This window comes from Mesorhizobium sp. M7A.F.Ca.AU.001.01.1.1 (assembly GCF_004022735.1).
GTDB classification, from domain to species: domain Bacteria; phylum Pseudomonadota; class Alphaproteobacteria; order Rhizobiales; family Rhizobiaceae; genus Mesorhizobium; species Mesorhizobium ciceri.
The window spans coordinates 1-5,886 of record NZ_RZPF01000405.1; the positions used below are offsets into that span (position 1 = coordinate 1).

Here is a 5,886-nt window from a genome sequence, read left to right on the forward strand (position 1 = left end):
GGTGATGCTGGCCATCGGCCGCATTCCCAACACCGAGAATATGGGCCTGGAAGGCATCGGACTGGAGATGACCAAGACCGGCGCCATCGCCGTCGACCAATATTCCCGCACCAATGTCGACAACATCTGGGCAATCGGCGACGTCACCAACCGCGTGCAGTTGACGCCGGTGGCGATCCATGAGGCGATGTGCTTCATCGAAACCGCCTTCAAGGGAAATCCGACCGCTCCCGATCACGAGACGATCGCGACCGCCGTCTTTTCACAGCCCGAGATCGGCACTGTCGGCCTGTCGGAGGACGACGCCGTCAAACGCTTTTCCGACATCGAGATCTACCGCGCCACATTCCGGCCGATGCGGCACACCCTGTCCGGGCGCGACGAGAAGATGCTGATAAAGCTGGTGGTCGATGGCGCGTCGAAGAAAGTGCTTGGCGCCCACATATTGGGGCCGGACGCCGGCGAGATGGCGCAGCTTCTCGGCATCCCGCTGAAGGCCGGCCTGACCAAGGACGATTTCGACCGTACGATGGCCGTGCATCCGACAGCGGCGGAAGAACTGGTCACCATGTACAAGCCGACCTATCGCGTGAAGGACGGCGAGCGGGTCGATTGACGGCAAATCCTGGTTGAGGAACTCCGCCGCGGCAAGGTCATGCCACGGCGGAGATGGTTGCTACAGAAGCGTGCCGCGCAGGATCACCAGCGCCACCGAGAAATAGATCACCAGCCCGGTGACATCGACCAGCGTGGCAACGAACGGCGCCGATGCGCTGGCCGGGTCGAAGCCGATGCGCTTCAAGGCGAACGGCAGCATCGACCCCGACAGCGAACCGAAGGTGACGATGCCGACCAGTGCAGCACCCACCGTGGTGGCGATCAGCGGCCAGTGCGGGCCATAGTCGTAGAAGCCCATATACTGCCAGAGCGCGATGCGGCAGACGCCGACCACACCGAGCATGGCGCCCAGCACCAGGCCGGTGGGCAGCTCGCGCAGCGCCACCCGCCACCAGTCGCCAAGGCCGATCTCGCGCAAGGCCAGCGCGCGGATGACCAGCGAGGTCGCCTGCGAGCCGGAATTGCCGCCGGAGCTCATGATCAGCGGGATGAACAGCGTCAGCACGATCGCCTTCTCCAGCTCGCCCTCATAGCTCTGCATGGCGTTGGCCGTCAGCATCTCCGAGATGAACAGCGCGCACAGCCAGCCGCCGCGTTTCCTGATCATGGCGAGGAAGCTCATCTTCATGTACGGCTCGTCCAGCGCCTCCATGCCGCCGAAACGGTGCACGTCCTCGGTCGTCTCCGCGATCATCGTGTCGATGATGTCGTCGATGGTGACGATGCCGAGGATCTTGCCATGGTCGACGACCGGAACGGCGAGCAGATCGTATTTGGAGATCGTCTGCGCCAGCGTTTCGCGATCGGTCAGCGGGCCGACCGTCATCGGAAGATGATCCGGCGCCACCGTCATGATCGAATCGTCCGGCTCACCGGTGATCAGCCGGCGCAGGCCCGTCGAGCGCACAAGCAGGTGCGTTTGCGGATCGACGATATAGATCGCATAGACGGTCTCGCGCGTCCGCTCCACCTTGCGGATGTAGTCGAGCGTTTGCCCGACGCTCCAGTCCGAGGGCACGCTGACGAACTCCGTCGTCATGATCGATGCGGCACTGCCTTCGGGATAGCCGAGGATGGAGAGCAGCGTTGCGCGCAGCGGCGGCGCAAGTCCGCCAAGCAGCTCGGAACGCGCCGGCTCTTCCAGCTCGCGCAGGATGTCGGCTGCCCGGTCGACCGACATGGCGGTGAGCAGCTTGCCCGCCTTGGCGCGCGGCAGCGCCTCCATGCGTTCCGACGCGCCGTCGAGTTCCGGCTGATCGAAGATCTCGACCAGACGTTCGAACGTCACTTCACAGAGCAGTTCCGTCGCGGTCTCTCGAGGCTCCCTGTTCAGGGCCTCGACAATGTCGGCGACGTGATCGTTGGCTAGGATACGGGCAATCGCGACGGCCTCGTCGCTTGCCACCGTGGTAAATTCGTTCATGGCTCACTCCTTGCCGTCCGGCAGGACATGAACCATGTGAGGTCACGTCAGGGCGGACGGCTGTTGCGTTCGACTGTGACTGTCGCCAGGCATGGCGCGGTGACCTTTCCGCTTGCGGGTTCGCGTTTGATTGTCTGCAAGCGGGCGCAACATAGGAGCGCGCCTCGCCGTGTCAATCGCGGTGAGGAGGGAAAATGCCGACGAGCGGGCAAGATCGCGAGACTGTGATCACCGGCCGCCGTTCGACCAGGCAGACCGGGGTGGAATAACCGTTATTTCTGCTTCAGCCGGCGCGAGAAGCGCAGCCACTTGTCTTCGACCGGCCTTGGGACCGGCCTTGGCTGCACCAGAATGGTGGTGAGTTCGGCGGGCAGGGTCGGAACCAGCGGCTTCTTGGTGGCGACGCCGTCGGCGATCGCGACGATGCTGTGATAGAATTCGCTGCCCGTCATCGATCTCGGCGCCACCGCCTCGTGCATGACGGAGATCACCGTGACATCGGGGCAGTTGTCCTTGATGGCCTGGTGGAAGGCGACCTTGCCATCGGGGTCGAGCGCGCCGGTCGCCTCGTCGAGGAACAGCAATCCCGGCTGCTGCAGCACGATGCGGGCCACCACCAGCTTCTGTTTCTGGCCGCCCGACAGAACCTGGTCCCAGCTTTTGCCTTCGCGGCTTTCGTCGGCCATGTGCTCGATAAAGTCGCCGAGCCCCGCCTTGTGCAGCGCCGACGCCACCTGCGCATCGCCATGGTCGTGCTCGGAGCCGGGCAGGCAGACCAGTTGCTTCAGCGACACAGGCTGCAGCTTGACCTCCTGGGCGGCATAGAAACTCTTGACGCCCTCTGGGAAGACGATGGTGCCGCGGCCATAGGGCCACAGGCCGTTGATCGCCTTGATCAGCGAGGTCTTGCCGCAACCGGACTCGCCTTTCAGGAAAGTCCATTCGCCGCGCCGGAAGCGCAGATTGGCGGCGCTGAGAAAGGGCGTCGCGTCCTCGCCCTGATGCGCCAGTTCGAGCTTCTGGATGGTCAGGCCGAAAACCGGGTTCTGGCTGGCATAGTGGAAGTCGGAGCGGCCGGTCTGGCTGTAGAATTCCTGCGGATGCTGGACATTCTCGATCGCATTGGCCAGCTCGGTGACACGCTGGCTGTTGGCGCGCAACGTGGCGATGGCGGGCATGACGTGGATGAACCAGGAACACTGGCCGATCAGCGAATTGACCAGCTCGGAGCCGGTTATGTAGCCCTTGAGGTCGAGACCGTTGTGGATGAACGGCACCAGGCCCGGTCCGTAGGCGACAATGCGGGCACCGATGAAATTGTAGATCAGCTCGAACGACATGTAGACGGTGTTGACGATGTTCAGCCGCGTCCAGGTGCCGTCGATGTCGACATAAAGCCGGCCATGCATGGTCCTTTGCACGCCTTCGCCCTGAGACGCCGCGACATGGAAGGAGCGGCGCAGGAATGTCGTCAGCTCGCCGCGATAGCTGCCCTCGGCCTGCTGCATCCTGACATTGAGGCGCTCGAGCAGGCCGCCGAGCTTGACCGCGATCCAAGTGTTCAGCGGCACGTAGGTGGCGACGGCCAGGAAGGCGAGGATGGCGCTGCCATAGCTGCCGAGGAATTCCAGCCCCTTCACCTCGACGGAGTTTTCGAGCAGCTTCTGGCCGACGAAATAGAGCGATGTGGCAACGCCAAGCACGCCCATGGCGAGCCCGATGGCGCCACCGGTCATGTCCTTGATGGATTCCTGGACGCGCTGGTCGATATTGTCGGGGGCCGGTGCGCCGCTGCCGGTCGACGCGTGCTGGGCATGGAAATGCGTATGATTGCCGTCCAGCAGCGCTTCATTGAAGCGGCTGTCCAGCCAACCGCGCCATTTGCGGTGCAACGTCGCCGAGACAAGGTTGCGGATGCCGGTGAAGCCAGCGTCCTTGAGTACGACCAGCAGCACGAGGACGCCGGCATTGACCAAAAGCGAGCGAAGCGGCGTGGTGTTGGCGGCGTCATGGAAGAAGGCGATGGAATTGACCAGTTCGCCCGAGGCTTCGGCGAACCAGACACCGGCCTTGCTGGACAACGCCGTGAGCAGCGCGATCACCAGCGTCAGCGTCCAGGCTTCCTTCCAGCGGTCGGAAACCCAGTAGGCCCGCATCAGGCCCCAGAAGCTGCGCATCGACGACACCGGCGTCAGAAGCGATCGCCCTGCGGCATCGCGAGGTGTTTTTTCCGGTACTGACTCTTGCGATGGTCTACCGACCCGAATCACTATCCCGCCCAAACCTTTTTTCTTTTGTTACGGATGGTAACACCAATTGATCATTTTCCATTAATTTAAAACCGGGCCGACCGGATTGCCCCGGCAGCCGTTGCCGTGAGGCAACAGATTACATGCTGAAATATAGCGACAACAGTCGACAAAAATCCGGATATTGCTTTTAATTTCATGGGCTTGATATATCGAGGGCGTGGCGTTGGCACGGCTTCCCCTAGGGAAGGCTTTCACACGGTTTCGTGAACTCGAAATCGTATCGAGCGACCGGTTTTCTCACTGTGGACGGCTCAAAGAGCTCGAAAATCTGCGGCTCGTGACTCGCCAGGATTGCCGGGGTCGTCCCTGCCGGGGGCAGGAATTGACGAGAGAATCGATCGAGCGGCGCGTTCCGTCTTGTCGGATCGGCTGAGGGACTGCGTTTGACAATTCATCCGCCTGGGATTGAACCTTGCCCGGCATCGGCGACACTCATGCATGTCCGGTTCTTCAACAAGGAAGCTCCCAATGCTTGCACGCGCGGCCGCAATCCTGTCCCTCTTTGCCTTTGTACCTTTGGCGCATGCCGGCGAGCAAAGCATTCCGGCCAGCGCCGAGGGCCAGATCGAGTTCAACACGCCGTCCGGCAACATCGGCTGCATCTACACGCCCAAAGGCGGCACCGGCACCTATGAGCCGAGGGATGGCGGCCCGGAACTGAGCTGCTCGCGCGTCGAGCCGAGCTACCTTACGATTATCCTGGGTCCGAAGGGGCCAGCAACGCTGATCAAGAACCCAGGCGAGCAGGGCTGCTGCAGCGATGTCGATAAGCTTGGCTACGGCAACAGCTGGAGCGCCGGGCCGTTCTCGTGCCAGTCGTCAACCAAGGGACTGACCTGCACGGCCACGAACGGCCATGGATTTTTCATCAGCAAGGCCAAGGCGACGGCGAAGTAACGTCTGCCGCTGTCGCGGAGAGGAGAGGCCGGCCGGCCTCAGCCGGCCTTGTCCAGTTCGCCGCGCGCCTTGGCGGCCGCCACCTGGCGAATGGCATCGGCCAGCGTATCGGCATCCTGCGCGCCCATGACGGCGTATTTGTCCTCGAGCAGGAAGCACGGCACACCAGAAATGCCCATGCGCGACGCGGTGGCGATCTCGGTGCGCACCGCCTCGACATCGGCCTCGGTCGGCAAAAGCGAGGCGACCACGGACGCATCCATGCCAGCCTCGCGCGCGGCTTCGACCAGCACGGCATGGTCGCCGATGTCAGCGCCTTCCTCGAAATTCAGCTGGAACAGCCGCCGTACAAGCCTGTTCTGAATGGCTTCGCCGGCGGCCCCTGCCCAGCGGATCAGCCGGTGCGCATCCAGCGTATTCGGCGCCACTTTGATGGCGTCGAAGGCAAAGGAAATGTCTTCCGCTTCGCCCAGCGGCTCGATGCGGTCGTGAATCTCGCGGATACGCTCGTCGCTGCCGAATTTTGCCAGCATGTATTCGCGCCGGTCCTTGCCTTCAGGCGGAATGGTCGGATCGAGCTGGAACGGCCGCCAGCGGACATGCACGTCGACATCGCCGACGGCGGCGATTGCCCTG

5 protein-coding genes are annotated in these 5,886 nt (G+C 62.8%); 2 read left to right on the forward strand and 3 right to left on the reverse strand.

From position 1 onward, the window contains the following. Positions 1-616 (forward strand): FAD-dependent oxidoreductase (locus EN884_RS22475; RefSeq protein WP_164895108.1); only part of this gene is annotated, 616 nt, incomplete at its 5' end. Positions 617-676: 60 nt separating this feature from the next. On the opposite strand, the gene mgtE is transcribed toward EN884_RS22475, so the two are convergent. Both mgtE and EN884_RS22485 read right to left on the reverse strand, forming a co-directional pair. Next, a complete protein-coding gene (mgtE, locus tag EN884_RS22480) occupies positions 677-2,041 on the reverse strand; it encodes a magnesium transporter (protein WP_063168000.1) in 1,365 nt (454 codons plus the stop codon). Between the two features lie 272 nt (positions 2,042-2,313). Then, positions 2,314-4,218, reverse strand: a complete 1,905-nt coding sequence (locus EN884_RS22485) for an ABC transporter ATP-binding protein/permease (RefSeq protein ID WP_024503285.1) — start codon at positions 4,216-4,218, stop codon at positions 2,314-2,316. 603 nt (positions 4,219-4,821) lie between these two features. Between EN884_RS22485 and EN884_RS22490 the strand changes: the two genes are divergently transcribed. After that, positions 4,822-5,250 carry a hypothetical protein gene (locus tag EN884_RS22490; protein WP_024503284.1) on the forward strand — a complete coding sequence of 143 codons (429 nt, stop codon included), beginning with the start codon at positions 4,822-4,824 and terminating at the stop codon, positions 5,248-5,250. Between the two features lie 38 nt (positions 5,251-5,288). On the opposite strand, the gene EN884_RS22495 is transcribed toward EN884_RS22490, so the two are convergent. Then, the coding region (locus tag EN884_RS22495) for a DsbA family protein (protein ID WP_164895109.1) at positions 5,289-5,886 on the reverse strand (598 nt) is incomplete at its 5' end.